Source organism: Allobosea sp. 05T433, from assembly GCF_056396065.1.
Genome location: NZ_JBFTKS010000005.1, coordinates 101,676 through 122,930 on the forward strand (window position 1 = coordinate 101,676; position 21,255 = coordinate 122,930).

Here is a 21,255-nt window from a genome sequence, read left to right on the forward strand (position 1 = left end):
GGCAGCAACTCCGCACAACGCGACATTGCGGCGAATCCCGACAGCTGACTCCGCTGGCAAGGACCGCCAGGCCGCAGAGCACGCACGTCACCTGCCGCTCACGCCGCGCATATCCGTTGCCCAGGGGGAAAGCGCGCCTTTGGCTCTGGAGGGAACGGAGCGGGTCACGTTCCGTTCATCCGCAGCGAGCTATTCACGCCTCGAATTGGAGGACCCATCGATGCTGCTCAGAAAATTGATCCTCACGTCGGCAGTGGTCTCGGCGCTGATCCCGGCGGCAGCGGCGCACGCACAGTATTATGATCCCTATGACCGCCCGCCGCCGCGCTACGGCTATGATCGGGGCTGGGACTACGACCGGCCACCGCCGCCGCGCTACGGCTATGAGCGCCCCTATCGCCAGCCGCGCTATGGCGACATGTGCGTCACCTCCCGCGGCTCCTGCGAAGCGCCGCCATCGCCAAGAGGCGCCCCTTGCCGCTGTTATTTCGACGGTTTCGGCCCCAAGCGCGGCGCCATTCAGTAGAAATCTCGGCGAGATCGCGAGCAAGCCCTGGCTCGCGATCTCGTCAGGTCCGATTGTGTCAGAGCGCGGGCCTTCGGCCCCGGATCACTTGAAACCGATGAGGATGCCGTCTGCCCCCAGCGCAAGCTGCAGACCCTGGCGGCGTGTGTTCAGCTTCATCGTGACGCCATTGCTGTTGCGGAGCCAGACGCTGCCCTTGCCCTACGCTCCCAGCGCCCAACCCTCGCGCAACTGGACATAAGCCCCCGTGAAATCCTGCAAGCGGTGAAGCCCGTAGACCGTCCCGGACGCCGTCATCCGTGAGGCGCCGAAGCCGCCGAAGCCCACACCGCCGACCGTGATGCCGTAGGAACGGCCGCCGAACTTCAGCGTTCCGCCGCCGACCTCGCCGGAGCCGATGAAGGCAACCTGGACCTGCTGGATGCGGACCGAGCCTGTCGGCGCACCGAGCGTCCGCTGCTGGGCTGCGGCGGGGGCGGCGCCCGAGGCGATGGCAAGGAAAACTGCGGCAAGGACAGGCAGAGGCGACCCGATCGGCATTGAGCGAACTCCTTCGCTGGACTGGTTTGCTCAGACTGTCGGAGTGTGTCCACGATGCCGGATCGTGTCCATTGCGCCGGCTTCGCGGTCAGGGGGAATCCCCTGCAGGGGCGCGCTTGAACATGGTCCCGATATCCCGCACCGCGTCGGCATAGCGGATGACATTTCGCTGGTTTTCGAAGGAGAGCGACCGGTAAAGCCCGACGAGCGCTTGCTCCTCAGCGGAAACCTGCATCAGACGACCGCCCTCGCGCGTTGCGCACCATCCACCGGCCCCTTGCACGGCTCGGACACAGGAATTCCCTATGGCGGTTGCAGATGAAGCAACTACGCGCGAACACCCGATTGGTTTCAGCCTCGCCCCGGCACGGCAGCAGGCGCGTCCCTCGAACACCTGATCATGCCCGGTCGCGGGGCCGACGATTCCGGCGCCAGATGGCCAATGTCGGCCAGAAGGCCGCGAGCGCCACGAAGACCGTCAGCAGGAGAAGCGCGACCACCATCTGAACAAAGTCGAAATTGGGAGCGCTGGGAGCAACGAACCAAGCGGCGACGATCCCGGCCAAGGCCAGCAATGCCTGAATGATCCAGTTGAACATCGTTAGGCCCTTCCGCAGACTTGTCCGGTCAAACACAGGTTCCGGACCCGAGACGGATTGTGACCGAGACGGGCGGGATGTGTCGAGCAATCAGTGCGCCCATGCGATACAGAGCCATGCCGATCCGCCCAACCCCTCGAACTGTGATCGCAGACGCCTTTGAGGCCGCGGCTGATATCCTGCCGCGCCTGTTGCGGCGGCTCGGCGGGGCGGCAACGGCCTGTCCGCGGCGGCGTCACCGCCATCTGGTCCCAGTGACATGCCTCGCAGGCGCGCTGCTCGCGTGTCCGGCCTTGGCAGCGCCGGAGGAGCCAGCCTCCTCCGGAATCGACCAGGCCCTCTGCCGGCTGATCGACGAAGCGGCGCGGGGCCAGGGGGTTCCGGCCGCCTTCCTCACCCGGCTGATCTTTCAGGAATCGAGCTTTCGCCCGGGCGTCACCAGCCCGGCAGGAGCCCAGGGCGTGGCGCAGTTCATGCCGGGCACGGCGCGCGAGCGCGGCCTGCTCGACCCGTTCGACCCGGAGCAGGCCGTGCCGAAGGCTGCCCATTTCCTGGCGGAGCTGCGCCAGCGCTTCGGCAATTGGGGACTTGCCGCCGCCGCCTATAACGGCGGCCCGAACCGGGTCGCATCCTGGCTCGCCGGTCGCGGCGGCCTGCCATTCGAGACTGAGAATTATGTGCTCTCGATCACTGGCGTCGCCGCCGAGACCTGGGCCGAGGATGCGCGCGCGGCCGTGAACGGCGACGGGCGCGACCGCCCTGCCCGGCGCGCAACGCGAGACGAAACCTCGTTCTGCGCAACGACGGTCGTGGCGATCCGCGCCGGCAGCAAGCCGCTCGAGCTGCGCGAGGCGCCCTTCGCGCCATGGGGCGTGCAATTGGCCGGAAACTTCTCGAAGGCACGCGCGCTGGCGTCTTTCCAGCGGGCGAGCGAGAAGCACCGGACGATCATTGCCGAGCTGCAACCGATGATCATCGGCACACGGCTGCGCAGTCGCGGGACGCGGGCCTTCTATCGGGTGCGGCTGCCAGCCGCCACACGAACCGAGGCAACCGCGCTGTGCCGTCGCATCCAGGCGCAGAACGGGGCCTGCGTCGTGCTCAAGAGCTGAGCGGCCAAGTTTATGTTGCAGGTGCGCAACGCGGCGGTCGAAAGCCCGTGCCTCGCGTCGATGTGATGCCACAATGATTGCACGCCAAACGTGAGTCTGACAGGAGATTGAGGAGATGTTGACTTTTTCCGGTCAACTTCATGTCCGCGCGAATCCACGCCCTGAGGTCCCGATGAACCGCTCTTTCCGAATGGCCATGTTCGCAGGCTTGGGCCTGATGGCTGCCGCGTCGACTGCCAATGCCTATGAGATCGATCCGCTGACGCGCCAGCCATTGATGCAGAACCCTGAGGCCGCCAAGGCGCAGGCTACCGCCATTCCCCGCGAGATCGTGTCCTATGACACCCGGCAGCGGCCCGGCACCATTGTGATCAACACGACCGAGCGCCGACTCTATTTCGTGCTGCCCGAAGGCAAGGCCGTGCGCTATGGCGTCGGCGTCGGCCGCCCCGGCTTCGACTGGTCCGGCTCGCAGGCCATCACGCGCAAGGCGGAGTGGCCGACCTGGACCCCGCCGTCGCAGATGCTGAAGCGGCGCCCCGACCTGCCGCGCTTCATGCCCGGTGGCCCGGAGAACCCGATGGGCGCCCGCGCCATGTATCTCGGCTCGACCCTGTATCGCATCCATGGCTCGAACGAGCCGGAGACGATCGGCCAGGCCGTGTCGTCGGGCTGCATCCGCATGCTGAACGATGATGTGATCGACCTTTACGAGCGCACCAAGGTCGGCACCCGGGTCGTCGTCGCCCGCTGAGCGACCCGCTTCCCTGGATAAGGAAGGCCGGCCTCGTGCCGGCCTTTTTCTTGTTCGAGCCGGGCGGTCCTGACCGCGCCGGTTCGGAAGCCGGTCACCTCCGTCTGACAGGCTCCCGCGACAGCCCCTTGGCGGCGAGAGCGTCGAGATAGGCCTGCGTCTTCTCCTGCGCATGCTCGCCGAGCTCGCGCAGATAGTCCCAGGCAAAGATGCCGGTATCGTGCATGTCGTCGAAGGAGAGCTTGACGGCGTAGTGGCCGACGGGGTCGACGCCGATGATCTCGACCTCGGCCTTGCCCGGCACCGTCTTCTTCTGGCTCGGGTCATGGCCCTGGACTTCGGCGGACGGGCTTTCCACCCGCAGCAGCTCGGCCGCCAGCGCGAAGCTCGCGCCGTCCTCGAAGGCAATGTGGAGGGTGCGCCGATCCTTGGAGAGGCGGATTTCGGTGGGCCAGGCTGACATCTTCGTTTTTCACCAAGGGGATGTGACGATCGCAGCTATTGACGCCACGCACGCCAGTGCCAATGTCTGAACATGATATAGCTATGCGGCTGCCACCACGCACGTGCGAGCAGCGGATGGTGGAAACGCTGTAGAGACGAAACCAGAGTGCTGATCGACTCCCACAAGCCCGTGATGCGCCCGCCGCTGATCGATCCGTTCGGCCGGGAGATCAGCTATCTGCGCATCTCCGTGACGGATCGCTGCGATTTCCGCTGCGTCTACTGCATGTCCGAGGACATGACGTTCCTGCCCAAGCGCGATCTGCTGACGCTGGAAGAGGTCGACCGGGTTGCGACCGCCTTCGTGGCGCGCGGCACCCGCAAACTGCGCATCACCGGCGGCGAGCCGCTGGTCCGGCGCGACATCATGAACCTGTTCCGCTCGCTCTCGCGGCATTTGACCAGCGGCGCGCTTGATGAGTTGACCCTGACGACCAACGGCTCGCAGCTGGAGCGCTATGCGAGCGAGCTCGCAGCCTGCGGCGTGCGGCGCATCAATGTCTCGCTCGACACGCTCGATCCGGACAAATTCCGCGCGATCACGCGCTGGGGCGATCTCGGCAAAGTGCAGCGCGGTATCGAGGCTGCGCGCGAGGCCGGGCTCAGGGTCAAGATCAATGCGGTGGCCCTGAAGGGCGTCAACGAGGATGAGATCGAGGGCCTGATGCAATGGGCCCATGGACTCGGCATGGACCTCACCTTGATCGAGGTGATGCCGCTCGGCGAGATCGAGCCCGGACGCATCGACCAGTTCCTGCCGCTCTCGATCGTCCGCGCGAGGCTGATGGACCGCTATACGCTCGACGACGATCCCTATCGTACCGGCGGCCCGGCGCGCTATGTCCGAGTTCGCGAGACCGGCGGGCTGCTCGGCTTCATCACGCCGATGACCCATAATTTCTGCGAAAGCTGCAACCGGGTGCGCCTGACCTGCACCGGCACTCTCTACATGTGCCTTGGCCAGGAGGACGCCGCCGATCTGCGCGCCGCCGTGCGCGCCTCCGGCGACGATGCCCTGCTCTACCGTGCCATGGACGAGGCGATCTCGCGCAAGCCGAAGGGCCATGACTTCGTCATCGACCGAAGGCATGCCCGCCCTGCCGTCAGGCGCCATATGAGCGTGACGGGGGGCTGACGGTCGGCGCGCGCAGCCGAATGTGCCAGACTTGTCTCCAGCGGCAATAACCTGCGCCCCCTGTCGCCCAAGCGGGCAACTCCCGACGATCCGGAAGCGCGACCTGCGGCCTGCGGTTATCCACGGGGACGGCCTGTCATCCCCGCCGGCTGGCTCAGGTCGGGGCCGGCCGGTCTCAAAGACGTCGCAGCTCAGTGGCTTTGATACCACGCGAGAGCATCTGCCTCCGCCTGTCTGATCCACGCATCCTTGCAGTCGCCATAAGCGTGGGAGTCGTCGGGGTGCCGGCTCCGGCAGTCCGCCTTTACGCGATCATAGGCGGCTGCGATGTCGGGACGGGCCCGGAGATAATCGCGGAACGCCAGGTGTCGCGTGATCTCCGGGGAGCCTTCGGGATAGCAATGGAGCTGGACGAGCCTGCGCCCCGTCTCCGTATCGGCTTTCGTAAGGTAGCGCCGGCCGGCCAAGCCAAGCTCTCCCCACCATTCGTATCCGAGCGTTTCCAGCTCGCCTTGCCGGGCATCGAGCGCAGCCAGGCTCCCGACCACTGGCAGAAGGTCCAGGATCGGCTTGGCGTGAATGGCCGGGATCGCTGTCGAACCGACGTGATGAACGATGAGCAGGCATGGCCCGATCGCCTCCGCAAGACGTTGCGCCTCGCGCCCGGCGAGATCGGACCAATGGGGATCATGGGGGTGCAGTTCAACTGTGATGGGCGGCGGCATGCCAGTGCTCTTCCATTCAGGGCAGAGCTCTTTCTACGATGCCGCTGCCCGGCGCAAGGACGAGCACGTTGAGGGAACCGGTCACTCTCCAGGTGGCTGCGGAGCGCCCCGGCCTCCTACATCCGATAGGCCATCCGCACACCGCCCCAATGCCGGCCATTCACGCGGAGCGGCGCGTCGACCTCGCGCATGAGCTGGGTGACATCGCCCATGTCGCGCCGGTAGGACTGGACGAGGAAGGGGCGCACGGAGCGGGCCGACATGATGCCGGCGCGATCGTGGAACATGCGGCGGTTGCGGCTATGCGGCGCGTTCCAGGCAGGATCGCCCTTGCGCTGCGGATGGGCGAACTCGGGGTGGTGCACCGGAATATAGCCGTTGCGATCGATCGGCAGGGCGAAGACCAGCCGCGGATCGCTGGCCAGTTCCTCGGCGAGCGCCGGCGGCAACAGCGCCTCAAGGGCCGGCAAGGCGCTGTTGGTGTATTGCTGCGGCTCGGTCTCCGGCACGGGCAGATAGTTGACGTCAAAGAGCTGGGCCTCGGACAGCTTCCCATCCCGCAGTGCCTGCTCGAAGAGCGTGCCCAGGCGAACCGCGAAGAGCTGCGCGCGCTCGATCAGCGGCCGATAGGATTCTTCGATCTCGTCGAGCAGACGGCGCAGGGGCTCATGCTCCCTGACGGTCGCTTCGCCGAAGGCGACATGCAGGCCGAGCTGGCTCGACGCCATCAGACGGCAGGCCAAAGGCGGCAGGCCAGCGATGGTGATCGTCCCGCCCGTGCCTGGGCGGATGCCGGGATCGGACTGGGCGAGCAGCAGCGTTCCACCCAAGCCGAGGTCGATCGTCTGCGCGTTGAAGGTCGTGGCGCCGAAGTGTCCCTCGACCGGATACTCCGCAGGGAACCTGTCATGCTGGCGGCGGTCGGCGAAGACGGTGTGCCGCAGCAATGGCACGAAGCGCCCCATCAGTCCTTCGGCCTGGCGCGCGCCATCCGACATGGCGGCGCGCGCCTCGGCGCTGCGGGCCGCTGCGCCCAAGGCCATTTCGTCGATCTCACCGACCTGCCGGGAAACCGTATCGATGAAGCGGGCCGTCTCGTCGGCGCTGCGCGACAGTTCCGAGGCCGCTGCTGCCTGCTCGAGCGAGGCGCTGCCGATCGCCGCGATCACCGGATTGACGTCCCGCACCATTTGCAGCGCATCATTGACGATCGCGGCCGAGCCCTGGGCCGTCTGGGTCAGCCGATCGACACGGTTGCGGATATGGTCGACCGCGTCGCGCACCTCGATGGAAAGCGCCTTCACTTCCTGGGCAACCACGCCGAAGCCGCGGCCGGCCTCGCCGGCGCGCGCCGCTTCGATGGTCGCATTCAAGGCAAGCAGATTGGTCTGGCGCGCGATCTCGGCAATGGAATCGACGATGCTGCGGATCTCGACCGTGGCGGAGGCGAGGCCTGTCATCATGTGCGTCGCCTCGCCGGCACGCATGGCCGCCGCCTCCAGCATGTCGCGCGCGCCATTCATCGAGCTGCCGACCTGCTCGGCCGCGTCGGAGACCTGCTGGGTGGCGGTCGCGAGCGCGCTCGAATTCATGCTGGCCGTCTCGGCCGCCTGCCTCAGATCGCCGGTACGCCTGTGAATGCCGATCGAACCACCCTCGGCCTGGCTCGATGTATGCTCTGCCTCATAGAGGCGCCCGGTGAGGCGTCGCAGGGCGGCAACGACATCCTGCTCGAGCGCATTGACGGCTTCGCGGATCGAGGCATCGTCGAGCGGATCGGGAAGTTCGATCGCTTCTGCCGGCGACGTCGGCTCCGCAGTGGCGACAGGCCCGGCTGCAACGGCACGGTCTTGGGTGCCCAACCAGCGCCGGACCCTTTCGCGAAACATCAGCCAATCCCGGACAGCGCAAAGTCGAACCTTTATGGTCGGGCAATGTTAACAAAGCTTCTCCCGAAGCCACGACTTGCCCAAACGAGAGGCCGAAAGCGCGCAGGGCCATGCGCCGGAAGCGGGATTCGCCGTCCCGGACCGGCATGGACCCGATGCGAGGCTGCAGCTAAAGCTCTGATCATCCGCATTGCCCTCCCCCAGGCCAGCCCATGACCAGTCATAGCTACGACGTGATCGTTGCCGGTGTCGGTGCCATGGGCTCCGCCGCCTGCTGGCATCTCGCGCGGCGCGGACTGAAGGTCCTTGGCCTCGAGCGCTTCGACCTCGGCCATGCGATGGGCTCGTCGCATGGCATGACGCGGATCATCCGCCTCGCCTATTTCGAAGGCTCGCATTACGTGCCGATCGTCCGGCGCGCGCATCAGCTCTGGTCCGAGACCGGCGCGGAAGCGGGCATGCAGTTGCTGCACGTCACCGGTTCGCTCGATCTCGCCCCCGAAGGCGCCGGGCCGGTCGAGTCCTCGCTGCGCTCCTGCCTCGACCACGGGTTGACGCATGAGGTGCTCTCGGGCCAGGAGATCGCGCGCCGTTTCCCTGGCTTTCAGCTGCCGGCGGGACATGTCGGTCTCTGGCAGCCCGATGGCGGGTTCGTCGCCTCCGAGAAGGCGATCTATGCCCATGTCGGCCTCGCCCAATCGCGTGGCGCCGAGATCCGGACCAATGAGCCGCTGCTCGACTGGGCGCCGACAGCGCAAGGCGGCGTGGTCGTTCGCACCGAGCGCGGCACCTATTCCGCTGGCCGGCTGGTGATCACCTCCGGCGGCTGGATCGCCGACGCGGTCCCGGCATTGGCTGCGAATGTCTCGACCGTGCGGCAGGCCATCGGCTGGTTCACGACGCGACGGCCGGAGCTGTATCGTCCGGGCGCCTTCCCCGTCTTCATCCTCAGTGTCGAGGAAGGCACCTTCTACGGCTTTCCGCTCTACGAGCATCCCGGCTTCAAGCTCGGCGGCCCGCATTTCGGGCGCGAGCCGATGGATCCGCGCGAGCCGGACCGCACGCCGAGCCCGCGCCAGGTGGCGCTGATCCGCGATTGCCTCGCCCGCTACCTGCCCGATGCCGCCGGAGAACCGCTCAGCCTCAAGGGCTGCGTCTACACGGTGACGCCGGACGAGGATTTCGTAATCGACGCCGTGCCGGGCGTCCCGCAGGCCGTGTTCGCATCCGCCTGTTCCGGCCATGGCTACAAATTCGCCAGCGCTATCGGCGAAATCCTCGCCGACCTCTCCACCACCGGCCAATCCGCTTTCGATCTCAAACCCTTCTCGCTCAGCCGCTTTCCGGAAGCGTGAGCCGCCGCGAGCCCGGCGCAGAACTTCTGCGCGACGGCCTCTCGACGCCACCAGGACCTTGCCTTGGCCAGTTCAGCCGAAAACCGTCGCGGAATCATCGCCATGCTGCTGGCGATGTTTCTCTTCACCTGCAACGACGCGCTCATGAAGCTGGCACGTGAAGTCTACCCCGTCGGGCAGGCGATCTCGCTGCGGGCCGTCTTTGCGGTGACGACGGCCCTCGCCATGATCTGGATGATGGGCGAAGGCCGCAAGCTCGGCGAAATGTTCAGGCCGCTGGTCCTGCTCCGCGGGATGATAGAGGCCGCAATCGCCCTGATCTTCATCTGGTCGGTGGCCAAGCTCCCACTCGGGAACATCACCGCCATCCTGATGGCCTCACCGCTCATCATCCTCGTCCTCGCGGTGGCGCTCGGCATCGAGAAGGTCGGCTGGCGCCGGACGGTTGCCGTCGCGGTCGGCTTTATCGGCGTGCTGGTCGTGATCCGGCCGACGCCCGAGCATATGAACATCGCCGCGATTGCGGCCCTCGTCAGCGCGATATTGGCGGCGGTTCGCGATCTGGTTACCCGCAGGATTGGCAACCACGTCCCTTCGACGGTGATTTCGTTCACGGCGACGATCATCGTCGGCCTCTCCGCCTTCGCACTCGGCTTCTTCGAGACCTGGGTGCCGGTCCAGCGGATCGAGACCGTCTATGTCGGCGGCGCGGCCGTGCTGGTTTCGCTTGGCAGCTTCTGCATCGTCAACGCCTTCCGGAACACCGATGTCGGGGTCGTCACCGGCTACCGCTATTCCGGCGTCGCCTTCGCGGTGCTGATCGGGCACCTGCTCTGGGGCGAGATTCCGGACGCCTGGGCCGTCACCGGCATCGCGCTGATCGCCGGCAGCGGCCTCTACACCCTGCATCGCCAGCGCGTCGTTCCCAGTGCCAAGCTCAAGATCGAGGGTGGGCCTGCGTCATGAGCGGCCAGCCTGTTGCAGCGAAGCCCGCCCTGCTCGTCCTGGTCGCGATCTCGACCCTGCAGCCGATCGCCCTCAACCTTCTCGCGCCTGCGACACTAGCCGTGGCGCGCCATTTCGGCACGAACTACGCAACGATCCAGCTCACGCTGACGCTGTATCTCGTCTCTGTCGCGCTGATCCAGTTGCTGATCGGCCCGCTCTCGGACCGCTTCGGGCGGCGGCCCTGCGTCAATGGCGGGATCATCGTCTTCATTCTCGGCTCGATTCTCGGAGCATTGGCCCCCACCACGGAAGTCCTGCTGGCGGCGCGCGTGCTGGAGGGCGCTGGTGCCGGTACGACCTTCGCGCTCGCCCGGGCCATCATCCGCGACAGCGCCCATCGCGACGAGGCAGCGAGCCAGATCGCCAGCGTCACCATGGTCATGGTGGTGGCGCCGATGATCGCACCCTATCTCGGCGGCCATATCGAAACCTGGTTCGGCTGGCGGATGATCTTCTGGGCAATGACCGCAGCCGGCGTGCTCGTTCTCCTGCTGACGGCGGCCCGATTGCCGGAAACCGCTCCGAATGTCGGCATCAGGACATCGCTGCTCGGCGTCTTCCGCTCCTTCCCGCTCCTGGCGCTCGACCGGGAGTTCATCGTCAACGTCATCGCGCTTTCGATGACATCGGCCGCGTTCTTCGCCTTCGTCGCCGGAGCCCCCTTCATCGTCGTCGAGACGATGGGCCGGGGCTCGGATGTCTATGGCGCCTACTTCATCCTGAGCGCGTTCGGCTACATGGTCGGGAATTTCGCGATGTCGCGGCTCGCGGTCAGGCGCGGGGCCGCTCCCCTGGTGCGGCTTGGCCTGATCATCTCCGTGGTGATGATGAGCATCGCGATGGTGTTCGCGATGAGCGATTACTGGACGCCGCTGACCCTGTTCCTGCCGCTGGCGATCAGCTCGGTCGGCAATGGCTTGACGATTCCCGGTGCGGCAGCTGCAGCGCTGTCCGCCAAACCCGAACTTGCCGGCTCCGCAGCCGGGCTGATGGGAGCCATCCAGCTCGGTGTCGGTGCGTTGGCCACGATCGTGATCAGCTGGCTTGTCATACTTTGGCCGCAGTCCCTGATCGCCACGATGTGGCTGATGATGGCGATCGGGCTATTTTCCTTGCGTTTCAGCGGCTTCCGGCGACACAGCTGATCCCCAGCCTGTCGCCCTGCGTAATCTTGTGCTGCCCCAGACCTTCGTATAACCAGCGCTTAACCAGCGCGACATGGCCCTCATGCGTCGCGTGCATTCATAATCTGGGAGAGCGGGTGTGCAGGGACTTCTCAAGGTCAGCCGCATCATCGACGCGATCAACAGTCAGATCGGCAAGAAAGTTGCCTGGCTGATCCTGCTGGCAGTCATCGTCGCAGCGGTGAATGCGATTATCCGCAAGATGTTCAACATGTCGTCGAATGCCTGGCTCGAGCTGCAATGGATGCTGTTCGGCGCCGTCTTCCTGATGTGCGCCTCCTGGACGCTGCAGGTGAAAGAGCATATCCGCATCGACATCCTGAACAGCCAGTTGCCGAAGCGCGTTCAGCAATGGATCGACCTTCTCGGTCATCTCCTGTTCCTGCTGCCGTTCTGCGCGCTGATGATCTACCATTCCTGGCCGTTCTTCTGGCGCTCCTACGCGGTCAATGAGCAGTCGCTCTCGGCCGGCGGCCTGCCCCAGTGGCCCGCCAAGGGGCTCCTGATCGTCGGCTTCTTCATGCTGTTCTGCCAGGGCATTTCGGAGGTCATCAAGCAGATCGCGATCATGCGCGGCCTCCTGGAGGACGAAGAGACGTTGCGTGGCCATGCGGCCGCTGCGGAAGCGGAAGCGCAACGCCTGCTGGATCAAGCCAAGGCCCAGGGCCTGGCTTCGTGAGCAACCCAGAAGAACTCCGGAAACCGCCGATGACCGCCTCCCGCTTCGCGCGCGCAGCCGGGCTTTTGCTCGCGCTCACCCTGACTGCCTTCTTCAGCCTGCATATGGGCGATGCCCATGCCGCGGGGATCGGGGATTTTCTGCGCGTCAACATGGCGCCGGTGATGTTCGCCGCCCTCGTGCTCTTCCTCCTGCTCGGCTACCCCGTCGCCTTCGCACTCGCCGCCAACGGTCTGCTCTTCGCGCTGATCGGCATCGACCTCGGCATGTTCCAGGAGAACTTCCTGCAGGCGCTGCCGGAACGCATCTACGGCACGATGAACAATGACGTGCTGCTCGCCATTCCCTTCTTCACCTTCATGGGATTGGTGCTCGAGCGCTCGGGCATGGCGGAAGACCTGCTCGACACCATCGGCCAGCTCTTCGGCCCGATCCGCGGCGGCCTCGCCTATGCCGTGATCTTCGTTGGCGCCCTGCTCGCCGCCACGACCGGTGTCGTTGCCGCCTCCGTCATCTCGATGGGCCTGATCTCGCTGCCGATCATGCTGCGCTACGGCTATGACCGCCGACTCGCCTCGGGTGTGATCGCAGCGTCCGGAACGCTGGCGCAGATCATCCCGCCTTCGCTGGTTCTGATCGTGCTTGCCGACCAGCTCGGCCGGTCCGTTGGCGACATGTATGAGGGCGCCTTCATCCCAGGCCTCGTCCTCGCCGGGCTCTACGCCGGTTACGTCTTCCTTGTCACCATCGTCTACCCGAAGCGCGCTCCCGGCCTGCCGCCAGAGGCACAGACCCTGCGCGACGCCGACGGCAAGACACGCCGGTTCTCGCTGCTGGTTGTCGCGATCATCTCCTTCTGCGTCGCCTACGCCTATATGAAGCTCTATACCAAGGTCGATGCCGGGGCCGATTTCGTCGTGCTGACGATGTCGATCATGGTTGGCGTCTCGCTGGTCATCGCGCTGATCAACAAGATGCTGGGGCTCAAGCTGCTGTCGCGCATGACCGAGCAGGTCATCTTCGTGATGGTGCCGCCGCTGGCGCTAATCTTCCTCGTGCTCGGGACGATCTTCATCGGCGTCGCGACACCGACCGAAGGCGGCGCGATGGGCGCGGCGGGTGCGATCCTGCTCGCCTTCAGCAAGCGCCGCCTCTCCTTCGAGCTGCTGAAGCAGGCGACGGAGTCGACGGCCAAGCTCTCGGCCTTCGTGCTCTTCATCCTGGTCGGCGCGCGCGTGTTCTCGCTGACGTTCTACGGCGTCAACGGCCATGTCTGGGTCGAGCATCTGCTGGTCGGGCTGCCCGGCGGCGCGACGGGCTTCCTGATCGTCGTCAACGTGATGGTCTTCCTGCTGGCCTTCTTCCTGGATTTCTTCGAGCTGGCCTTCATCGTGGTGCCGTTGCTCGGCCCCGCGGCCGAGAAGCTCGGCATCGACCTGATCTGGTTCGGCGTTATCCTGGGCGTGAACATGCAGACGAGCTTCATGCACCCGCCCTTTGGCTTCGCGCTGTTCTTCCTGCGTTCGGTCGCGCCCAAGCACCGCTACAAGGACAAGGTCACGGGCCTGCAGATGGAGCCCGTCACCACCGGCCAGATCTATTGGGGCGCCGTGCCCTTCGTGGTGATCCAGTGCATCATGGTGGCGCTCGTCATCATCTTCCCGAAGATGGTGATGCACTACAAGGCGTCGGCCATTCAGCTCGACCAGAAGTCGATCGACAAGCAGTTCGACTCGATCCAGATCCCGGGACTGGGCGGCAGCATGCCAGGTCTCGACCTCAACGCCCCGCCGACGCTCAACCTCAAATAGGCGCCGGTCAGCCGAAACAAAAAGGGCGGGGAGCGATCCCCGCCTTTTTTCATGTCCGTACGGCAGCGCTTGGGATCAGCGATAGAAGCTGTCGCCGAACAAGCCCCGGTCGGATTGAACCTTGCCGCGGACGATCGCGCGCACGGGCCCGAGGGTGGACTCGCCGCGTGCCTCGAGCTGGGCCGTGGCACCGACGGCAGAGCCATAGCGATTATCGGAGCGCTTGCCGAATTCGGCCCGAACCGAGCCGCCCGCGCGCACGCAGAAAGAGGAACCATCGACCCTGACATAGCCGGGGCCATATTCCGGGCAGGGACGCGTCGCCTTATCCAGCTTGGGTGCAGGCAGCTTGGCCGACGGGACGCCGCGGCCAGGGAGGGGCTCGCCGATCGACTGAGCCGCGGCGGGGACCGTTGCAGCGAACACGGCGAGCAGACCGACAATCAGACGCGGCATTCGCAAGACTTCCCGAACAAATGCGCAAGCGGCGCGCAAGGCGTGACCAGCCCTGAGTCTAGCCCGCAAGCGCGGCAAAGCAATGGCCGGCCGCCGCCCCATTGGCATGCCCGGCGGATGCGAAAAACCCCGGCCTCGCGGCCGGGGTCCGACAGGGATCGAGTTCGCCGGTTTCCCGGCGGGTCGCTCTCTTCAGAGCTGGTTGGCCGCGCGCGCGCGGATCAGAAAATTGTCGAAGCTGTATTCGGCGATCTGGAACCAGAGATATTCGTCGCCGCGGAAGGCCGACATCGCCTCATAGACCTTCTTGAAGTCGGGGTTCTTGGCTGAGGTCTCGGCATAGACCTCCTTGGATGCCTTGAGGCAGGCTTCCATGATCTCCTGCGAAAACGGTCGCAATTGTGCACCGGCGCCGACGAGACGCTTCAGGGCCGCGGGATTCCTGGCATCGTATTTGGCCTGCATGTCGACATTCGCCAGTGCCGCCGCCGTGGTCAGCACCGATTTGTAGACCTTCGGCAGCGATTCCCACTTCGCCTGGTTGATGAAGAAATGCAGCGCAGCGCCGCCTTCCCACCAGCCCGGATAGTAATAGAACGGCGCAACCTTGTTGAAGCCAAGCTTCTCGTCATCGGCCGGGCCGACCCATTCGGCCGCGTCGATCGTGCCCTTTTCCAGCGCCGGATAGATGTCGCCACCGGCGATCTGCTGCGGCACGACGCCAAGCTTGCTCATGACCTGTCCGGCGAAGCCGCCGATGCGCATCTTCACGCCCTGCATATCGGCGACGGTCTTGATCTCCTTGCGGAACCAGCCGCCCATCTGGCAGCCGGTATTGCCACCGGGAATCGCGTAGATGTTGTGCTTCTTGTAGAATTCGTTGAGCAATTCATTGCCGCCGCCATGGTAGAACCAGGCATTCTGCTGGCGCGCATTGAGGCCGAACGGCACCGCAGTGCCGAAGGCGAAGGTCGGATCCTTGCCGACATAGTAATAGGAAGCGGTGTGGCACATCTCGACAGTGCCATTGGTCACCGCATCGGCGGCCTGCAGGCCGGGAACGATTTCGCCGGCTGCGAAGACCTGGATCTGGAAATTCCCGTCGGTCGCTTCCGACACGGCCTTCGCGAGAATCTCGGAAGCGCCGTAGATCGTGTCGAGGGATTTCGGGAATGACGAGGTCACTCGCCATTTCAGCTCAGGCATAGGCTGGGCGATGGCCGGGCTGGCAATGGCGCCAGCGGCAGCCCCCGCCCCGGCAACCTTCAAGAAATGGCGACGCTTCATCTGGATTTTTCTCCCCTCAGAGACGTTCAGCGGCACCGGTTGATCCGGCTTTGCGCGCGCGCTCCAGAAAAGCAGGTCCTGTGATCCGCGCAAGTGGAAAGCATGCCCCCTATGCATTTTTTGCAGGATAGTACTTTCGTCGCAGGGGAAAGCGAGTTCCGTCAAACAAGACCGGCCCGCCTGCCCCGAAGGGAAGACCGATCTCGCGCGAACGACCAAAGAAAAAGCCCGGCTCACCGACTTATACCCTAAGCATGCATACTTCGTGCGCGTTTAGGTGATAGATCAATTTTACCAAAGGCTTGGGCGATATCCCCCTGCGATGCGAACATACATCGAAGTACATAGCTAAAAGGGAGGGCGTGGCGTAACCACGCCCTCCCTTTTTCACTCGTTATGCACTCTCGGAGAGGTCACCTAGAACGTTGGCACGCGTCGTGGGGGCTAGGTGCAGGAGAGGCCTTTGCCGACATCCGGGGAGCCCGCTTTCGGGTGGGCAGTTCGTAAACTGGCCAACGGGCGACATTGGCCCTTTGCCGACTCTCGTAGCGTCCGGTTTCGGGCAGTCTAACTGGCGTTGCAGCGGCAAAGGCGAGGCTGACGCATTCGAGTCCTCGCTGAGGTCGGCCTCCCGGCAAATCGACTGGGCAAACACCTAAATATGCCTTCGGTGGGACGTGATCCTAAGGAGTTTCTGAAAATCCGTTTATAGGACGCACGCCTCCCGAGTGATTCCAGTTCGATCCGACCGTGAAATCTAGAGGCATGCCACTCGCAGCCTGTGTGGGCGACGCCGGCGTGCCGTTTCAATCTTGCCTTGTTTGGATAGGCGATCCAGACTCCTGCTAGCCACGAAATGCCGTAAACAGGTCGCCGACCCGCTGTGCCGACGCGCCGTGCCTCATAGCCAGCGCTGTCAGAATCCGAGCTTTTCTCCCGTCGAGCCAGCCGCTGCCGACAAGGCCTTTTCCCAGCAGGTCCATCTCGCTGCCTGGAAAGCCGTAGGTGTTGCGCAGCACTTGTCCAGCCCCAGCGCGAGACGCCAAAATTACAGGCTTTTCGGTGGCGATGCTAGCGAGCACCGCGCCTGCATCGGGGCCGCAATGACCGCCTCCGAGTGCGTCGACGATAAGAGCATCGATGCCCGCTTCCGCCACGGCCTTTAGACTGCGGATATCGAAGTCGAGCGTCAGCGTCACAAGCGGAACATGGGCGGATCGCACCTCCGCAAGGCGCCCGATGCAGGGCCCCCGGGAAAGCCTCAGAGGAAGGATGACCATGCCTTCCGACAGCCATCCAATCTTGCCCGCGTTTGGCGAGACGAAAGCGGCCACGCTGGTCGTGTGCTGCTTGGCCACGAAACGCGCAGCGTGAAGCTCGTCATTGAAGACGACGAGGACGCCGAGATCGCGCGCGACGGGCGAGCGGGCAACCTGAACGGCAGCGAGCAGGTTGGCAGGCCCGTCCGCCCCAGGCAGCGAGGGATTGCGCATCGCTCCCGTGACCACCACGGGCTGAGGCAGGCTCAGGAGCAGATCGAGGGCAAAGGCGACCTCCTCGATCGTGTCGGTTCCCTGGGTGACGACGACACCTGCCGCCCCGCGCTCGCAGGCCTTTTCGATCTGACCGGCGAGGCTCTCGATATCGTCGAATGTCAGGTGGGCACCAGGCTTCTGCCTGAAGCTCACCGCATCGATGTCGAAGGCCGCCAAAGCGGGAACGGCCTTGACCAGATCGTTCGCATCGAGCCGCGGGACGGCTCCGCTATTGGCCCCCGGCACCATGGCGATGGTTCCGCCCAACGCGAAGATGGCAACCTTGCCGGCGAGATCCTGATCGGGCGAAGTCACGGGCCTATCCCGCCCGCGCCGATGGCCGCGCCGCCTGATCGGCAGCTGCCAGGATATCGGTGGTGCCGAACATCTCGACGAACTCCACGACATAGTCGCAAAGCTTGTCAAAAGCCTCCCGGCCGCGCTCGGCGCTGCTGTTGGTTACGTCGGCCCAGGCGCCGCTGGCGTTGACCTCCTTCGACAGGGGAAACAGCCCGACCTTGCTCGCCTTGAAGGCGAATTTCGACGATCCCAGCGGCTGCAGCCCGGYGACGCTGTTGAGCCCCGGCGGGAACCGCGCATCGAGCCTGATATCATCGCCCTGAAGATGAGCGATCAGGGACATGAGAGGCTCGCCGCCATGGCCCGTGGCCCATTTGCCGTCGCCCTTGAACGCTTCGCCGGCGACGTCGCGGGTGATTTCCAAGGGATCGAGCAGCGCCAGATCCGCCAGGGCCTCGCGCCGCATCTTGCGTCCGATGATTTCCAGCGGCTGGATGTTTTGCCGATGGCAATTGAACATGACGATCTTGGTGAAACCGTTTCTGGCCGCCTCGCGCACGATTGTCTCGACGAGCTGCGAGAATAGGGGTTCCGACAAGGTGAAGGTGCCGGGCAAGGAATCGTGCATTTCCGACAGCCCATAATGCAGGGTCGGCATAACGAGAGCGTTCGTGCGCGCCGCAACGGCGAGAGCGAGCTTTTCGGCAATGATGAAGTCGCATCCAAGCAGCTGATGCGGCCCGTTGCTTTCCACCGTGCCGATCGGCAGCAGCAGAAGGCTGCCGGACTGGGCCGCGCTCAGGGCTTCGATATTGGTGAGATGGGAGAGCGAGGTCTTTTTCACGCCGCCTTCTCCTGCTTTGCCGAGACCTTCTTGGCCAGCGCGGCCTGGGCCGCTAGGGCCGACATGATGATGCCGCTCGGCGTCGCGTTGAGCATCACGCCGCCGCCCTTCGCAAAGGACCTGTAGACCGCCTCGTCGGGCAGGTGGCCCTGGACGCTGTGGCCGGTGAATTTGCCGGCGGCCTTCGCCCGTGCGAAAATCGAGGCCTCGATCGCCTTCACTTCGCTCATCGGTGGCATGTCCATCGATTGGCGGAGGTCCTTGGCGCCGCAATCGACGAAGTCGAGCAGCGGTTCGGCCAGAATCGCATCGAGATTGTCGACGGCTTCGGCCTCTTCGACGATCACGCCGACCAGAAGCTGGGCGTTCACCTCTTTCATCCAGTTGTCTTCCTCGGTCTCAAAACCGAAGCGTCCGGAGCGGCCGAGCGCATAGACAGTCCTCGTCCCCTTGGGGTGATAATAGAGGGCGTCCGTCAGTTCGCGCACGTCGGCTGCCGTCTTGACCCGCGCGAGGTTGAAGCCTTGAGCGCCGGCCGACAGCATTGGATCGATCATATGCATCGAAGACCGGCCGATCCGCACGATCGGGGTCATGCCGCACAGCAGGGTCGTCCGGACCAGCTCGGCGGCCTCCCGCACCGTGAACGGCTCATGCTCGGCATCGACGACGACGTAGTCGCAACCGGCAATTCCAGCCATCTCGACGATCTCGGTCGAATGCAGCCGCATGACGGCACCAAAGCAGGTCGCGCCCTGCGCCAGCTTCTGTTTGAGCGAATTACTGAATGGGACGGGCATCGTCTTTCCTTTTCTCGTTTAATTTCTTGAAACCAGCCAGCCATCGGCTTTGGACCAGCAGGCGAACTTCGACTCGGATGGAGCGATGGCCGGGTCCGAGGCGGGCAGCATCGCTTCCAGCGACACACCCCCAAGATCGAGCGCGTACTCGGTCGAGGTCCCGAGAAAGACGCTGTCCTTGATCTGCACGCGGCAGCCGTTCTCGCCGGGTGCGACCGCGTCCCGTAGCCGAATCTGATTGGCACGAAGCGCCAGCAGCGCCCTGGCGCCGGCGGACGGCCGATAGTCGAGGGACTGGCCGGCGATGACGATCTCGCCAGTGGCCTCGACCCGGCAGCGATGTTCCGTCTCGCCGACCTCTTCGACGACGACCGGCAGCGCCGACGAACCGCCGATGAAATCCAGCGCGAAGCGGGAGGCCGGCTTCATGTAGATTCGCCGGGGGTCGCCCACATCCGCGAACACGCCCGTGGACATCACGGCGATCCGGTCCGACATGGCCAGAGCCTCTTCCTGATCATGCGTCACGAAGATCGTCGCGACGCCCATCAGGCGTTGAATCCGCCGCAGCTCCGTTTGCATCCGCACCCGAAGGTGACGATCGAGGGCCGCAAACGGTTCGTCGAGCAGCAACAGGGCGGGCTTGGGCGCCAGGGCCCGGGCCAGCGCGACACGCTGGCGCTGCCCCCCGCTGAGGGCGCCCGGAAGCCTGTCGCCGAAGCCCGACAACCCGACGAGCTCGATCATCTCGGCGACGCGTTGCGCGATCTCGCTGCTCGCCCTGCCGCGCATCTCGAGTCCGTAGCCGATGTTGCGCGACACGGTCATATGCGGAAAAAGCGCGTAATCCTGAAAGACGACGCCCATTTCGCGGCGATGCGGCGGCACGCCGTTGAGAGTCTTGCCGTTGACGACGATCTCGCCGCTCAGCGGGTTCTCAAGCCCTGCGATCAACCGCAGCGTGGTCGATTTCCCGCAGCCACTCGGGCCCAGCAGGGAGATGAACTCGCCGGGAGCGACGGAGAGGTCGATGCCATTGACCACCGGCGCGCCGCCATAGGAGGCGACGAGGTTCCGGAGTTCCAGAGCAGGGAGAGAGCTCTTCGGCGACGTCATCGCGCGACTTCGCTGTTGAAGAGCTTGGTCAGCTCGGCGATCTGCTTTTGCGGCAGTTCCGGCAGCAGAGCCAGTTTCTCGATCTGCTCCGGGGTGGGCACGATGCGCTTCATCGCTTCTGGAATATTGACGACGGCTTTCCGGTTGACCGGCGCCGAGCCGATCTCCGATGCCCAGAGCCCCTGGATCTCAGGCGACAGCATGATGTCGATATAGGCGTTGGCGATCTCCGGAACGGGAGAGCCCTTCACAGGAACCAGACAGTTCAGGCTGTAGAACGCACCTTGCGTCGGCACGATGCAGTCGAGCGGTGCGCCCCGGACGATCCAGTCCGTCATGAAGCGGGTCTTGTTGAAGCACACGCCGACATCGCCATTGGCTAGAAGCGGCATGACCTCCTGCGAACGGTTGTAGATCATCTTGATCTGGTCGCGGAACCGGCCGAGATAGCGCACGCCCGCTTCCAGATCGTTCATCGCCTCTGTGATGCTTTTGCCGGAACTGGCAGCCGATGCGGCGGCAAGAAACTCGAGGCCGATATTCGATCCGGCTGCCGGCACGGCCGTGGTTCTCACCTTGGCTGGATCGAAGATCTCGGTGTAACTCTTGGGAGGCGAAGTCCAGATCGCCGTGTTGTAAGTCAGCGTATCTGCGCTGAGAATAAAGCTGACGATATTGCCGTTCGCGGCGAAGGCCTTGGGAATGACATCCGCCAGATTGGGAATGTTGGCGACGGTTGCAGGCTCAGCAAGGCCCTCGTCCAGAGCCTGAATCGCGAAGCTCAAATCCAGTGTCGCAGCCAGGATCGTCGGTCGGTTGCGCTGCACGCGCATGGTGGACAAGACTTGCGATGATGAAGCCTGCTGGGTCTTCAACTCGACCTTGAACCTGTCCCGCAGGATCGGAGCGACCTTGGTGAGGACGAGTTTTTCGATCGAGGCGTCAGGCAAAGTCACCAGTACCTGCGACACCTTCTGGGCGAACGCCCGGCTGCCGAGGAACGGCATGGCCAAACCGCCCGCTCCTGCCTTCAGAATGGTTCGGCGCGATGGCGTCACCTTTGTCGCGATGGTCATTTCAGTTCCCCTTTTTTTTA

The 21,255-nt window shown here is 64.6% G+C and carries 22 protein-coding genes; 9 read left to right on the forward strand and 13 right to left on the reverse strand.

All coding sequences use genetic code 11. From position 1 onward, the window contains the following. Window positions 1-220 precede the first annotated feature (220 nt). Window positions 221-526 carry a hypothetical protein gene (locus tag AC1DGP_RS08590; RefSeq protein WP_113514830.1) on the forward strand — a complete coding sequence of 102 codons (306 nt, stop codon included), beginning with the start codon at window positions 221-223 and terminating at the stop codon, window positions 524-526. 201 nt (window positions 527-727) lie between these two features. On the opposite strand, the gene AC1DGP_RS08595 is transcribed toward AC1DGP_RS08590, so the two are convergent. From AC1DGP_RS08595 to AC1DGP_RS08605, 3 genes are all read right to left on the reverse strand, one after another. Continuing rightward, complete coding sequence (locus AC1DGP_RS08595; RefSeq protein WP_476831997.1) at window positions 728-1,066, reverse strand: hypothetical protein; 339 nt, start codon at window positions 1,064-1,066, stop codon at window positions 728-730. A gap of 88 nt (window positions 1,067-1,154) precedes the next feature. Further along, window positions 1,155-1,301: a hypothetical protein gene (locus AC1DGP_RS08600; protein WP_476831998.1), complete on the reverse strand. Its 147-nt coding sequence runs from the start codon at window positions 1,299-1,301 to the stop codon at window positions 1,155-1,157. 163 nt (window positions 1,302-1,464) lie between these two features. Beyond that, complete coding sequence (locus tag AC1DGP_RS08605) at window positions 1,465-1,665, reverse strand: hypothetical protein (protein WP_441489215.1); 201 nt, start codon at window positions 1,663-1,665, stop codon at window positions 1,465-1,467. Between the two features lie 116 nt (window positions 1,666-1,781). Here AC1DGP_RS08605 and AC1DGP_RS08610 point away from each other — a divergent pair, with 116 nt between their 5' ends. Then, window positions 1,782-2,777 carry a lytic transglycosylase domain-containing protein gene (locus tag AC1DGP_RS08610; protein ID WP_441506568.1) on the forward strand — a complete coding sequence of 332 codons (996 nt, stop codon included), beginning with the start codon at window positions 1,782-1,784 and terminating at the stop codon, window positions 2,775-2,777. Window positions 2,778-2,949: 172 nt separating this feature from the next. Beyond that, on the forward strand, window positions 2,950-3,531 hold the full coding sequence (locus tag AC1DGP_RS08615; protein WP_113514822.1) for a L,D-transpeptidase: 582 nt from the start codon (window positions 2,950-2,952) through the stop codon (window positions 3,529-3,531). Window positions 3,532-3,625: 94 nt separating this feature from the next. Here AC1DGP_RS08615 and AC1DGP_RS08620 read toward each other — a convergent pair whose 3' ends face one another. Next, window positions 3,626-3,994, reverse strand: coding sequence for a gamma-butyrobetaine hydroxylase family protein (locus tag AC1DGP_RS08620; RefSeq protein ID WP_441489213.1), 369 nt, complete (start codon window positions 3,992-3,994; stop codon window positions 3,626-3,628). 174 nt (window positions 3,995-4,168) lie between these two features. On the opposite strand from AC1DGP_RS08620, the gene moaA reads away from it, so the two are divergent. Further along, window positions 4,169-5,170 carry a GTP 3',8-cyclase MoaA gene (gene moaA, locus AC1DGP_RS08625; RefSeq protein WP_441506664.1) on the forward strand — a complete coding sequence of 334 codons (1,002 nt, stop codon included), beginning with the start codon at window positions 4,169-4,171 and terminating at the stop codon, window positions 5,168-5,170. 191 nt (window positions 5,171-5,361) lie between these two features. On the opposite strand, the gene AC1DGP_RS08630 is transcribed toward moaA, so the two are convergent. Together AC1DGP_RS08630 and AC1DGP_RS08635 are read right to left on the reverse strand one after the other, a co-directional pair. Next, window positions 5,362-5,895 carry a GrpB family protein gene (locus AC1DGP_RS08630; protein WP_441506569.1) on the reverse strand — a complete coding sequence of 178 codons (534 nt, stop codon included), beginning with the start codon at window positions 5,893-5,895 and terminating at the stop codon, window positions 5,362-5,364. 116 nt (window positions 5,896-6,011) lie between these two features. After that, on the reverse strand, window positions 6,012-7,784 hold the full coding sequence (locus AC1DGP_RS08635) for a methyl-accepting chemotaxis protein (protein ID WP_441506570.1): 1,773 nt from the start codon (window positions 7,782-7,784) through the stop codon (window positions 6,012-6,014). A gap of 212 nt (window positions 7,785-7,996) precedes the next feature. On the opposite strand from AC1DGP_RS08635, the gene solA reads away from it, so the two are divergent. From solA to AC1DGP_RS08660, 5 genes are all read left to right on the forward strand, one after another. After that, window positions 7,997-9,139, forward strand: a complete 1,143-nt coding sequence (gene solA / locus AC1DGP_RS08640; RefSeq protein ID WP_441506571.1) for an N-methyl-L-tryptophan oxidase — start codon at window positions 7,997-7,999, stop codon at window positions 9,137-9,139. A 63-nt stretch (window positions 9,140-9,202) separates the two neighbouring features. Next, window positions 9,203-10,105 carry a DMT family transporter gene (locus AC1DGP_RS08645; protein ID WP_441506572.1) on the forward strand — a complete coding sequence of 301 codons (903 nt, stop codon included), beginning with the start codon at window positions 9,203-9,205 and terminating at the stop codon, window positions 10,103-10,105. Then, window positions 10,102-11,292 carry a multidrug effflux MFS transporter gene (locus AC1DGP_RS08650; protein WP_476831999.1) on the forward strand — a complete coding sequence of 397 codons (1,191 nt, stop codon included), beginning with the start codon at window positions 10,102-10,104 and terminating at the stop codon, window positions 11,290-11,292. Before AC1DGP_RS08645 ends, AC1DGP_RS08650 begins: the two co-directional genes overlap by 4 nt. Before the next feature lie 118 nt (window positions 11,293-11,410). Further along, window positions 11,411-12,010 carry a TRAP transporter small permease subunit gene (locus AC1DGP_RS08655; RefSeq protein ID WP_441506574.1) on the forward strand — a complete coding sequence of 200 codons (600 nt, stop codon included), beginning with the start codon at window positions 11,411-11,413 and terminating at the stop codon, window positions 12,008-12,010. A 104-nt stretch (window positions 12,011-12,114) separates the two neighbouring features. Next, entirely contained in the window at window positions 12,115-13,821 is a 1,707-nt protein-coding gene (locus tag AC1DGP_RS08660) for a TRAP transporter large permease (RefSeq protein WP_441506665.1), read from the forward strand. 75 nt (window positions 13,822-13,896) lie between these two features. Here the strand turns inward: AC1DGP_RS08660 and AC1DGP_RS08665 are convergent, their stop codons facing one another. From AC1DGP_RS08665 to AC1DGP_RS08695, 7 genes are all read right to left on the reverse strand, one after another. After that, window positions 13,897-14,277 carry a porin family protein gene (locus tag AC1DGP_RS08665; protein ID WP_441489206.1) on the reverse strand — a complete coding sequence of 127 codons (381 nt, stop codon included), beginning with the start codon at window positions 14,275-14,277 and terminating at the stop codon, window positions 13,897-13,899. A 192-nt stretch (window positions 14,278-14,469) separates the two neighbouring features. Next, the gene (locus tag AC1DGP_RS08670; protein ID WP_113514737.1) at window positions 14,470-15,564 is read right to left on the reverse strand and encodes a TRAP transporter substrate-binding protein; all 1,095 of its coding nucleotides are present in this window, start codon (window positions 15,562-15,564) and stop codon (window positions 14,470-14,472) included. 845 nt (window positions 15,565-16,409) lie between these two features. Next, entirely contained in the window at window positions 16,410-17,414 is a 1,005-nt protein-coding gene (locus AC1DGP_RS08675) for an asparaginase (RefSeq protein WP_476832000.1), read from the reverse strand. A gap of 4 nt (window positions 17,415-17,418) precedes the next feature. Beyond that, window positions 17,419-18,243, reverse strand: a complete 825-nt coding sequence (locus AC1DGP_RS08680; RefSeq protein WP_476832001.1) for a creatininase family protein — start codon at window positions 18,241-18,243, stop codon at window positions 17,419-17,421. Beyond that, a complete protein-coding gene (locus AC1DGP_RS08685) occupies window positions 18,240-19,043 on the reverse strand; it encodes an HpcH/HpaI aldolase family protein (protein ID WP_476832002.1) in 804 nt (267 codons plus the stop codon). The genes AC1DGP_RS08680 and AC1DGP_RS08685 overlap by 4 nt, the downstream gene beginning before the upstream one ends. An 18-nt stretch (window positions 19,044-19,061) precedes the next feature. Further along, window positions 19,062-20,159 carry an ABC transporter ATP-binding protein gene (locus AC1DGP_RS08690; RefSeq protein ID WP_476832003.1) on the reverse strand — a complete coding sequence of 366 codons (1,098 nt, stop codon included), beginning with the start codon at window positions 20,157-20,159 and terminating at the stop codon, window positions 19,062-19,064. Continuing rightward, window positions 20,156-21,235, reverse strand: a complete 1,080-nt coding sequence (locus tag AC1DGP_RS08695; RefSeq protein WP_476832004.1) for an ABC transporter substrate-binding protein — start codon at window positions 21,233-21,235, stop codon at window positions 20,156-20,158. Before AC1DGP_RS08695 ends, AC1DGP_RS08690 begins: the two co-directional genes overlap by 4 nt. Window positions 21,236-21,255 lie beyond the last annotated feature (20 nt).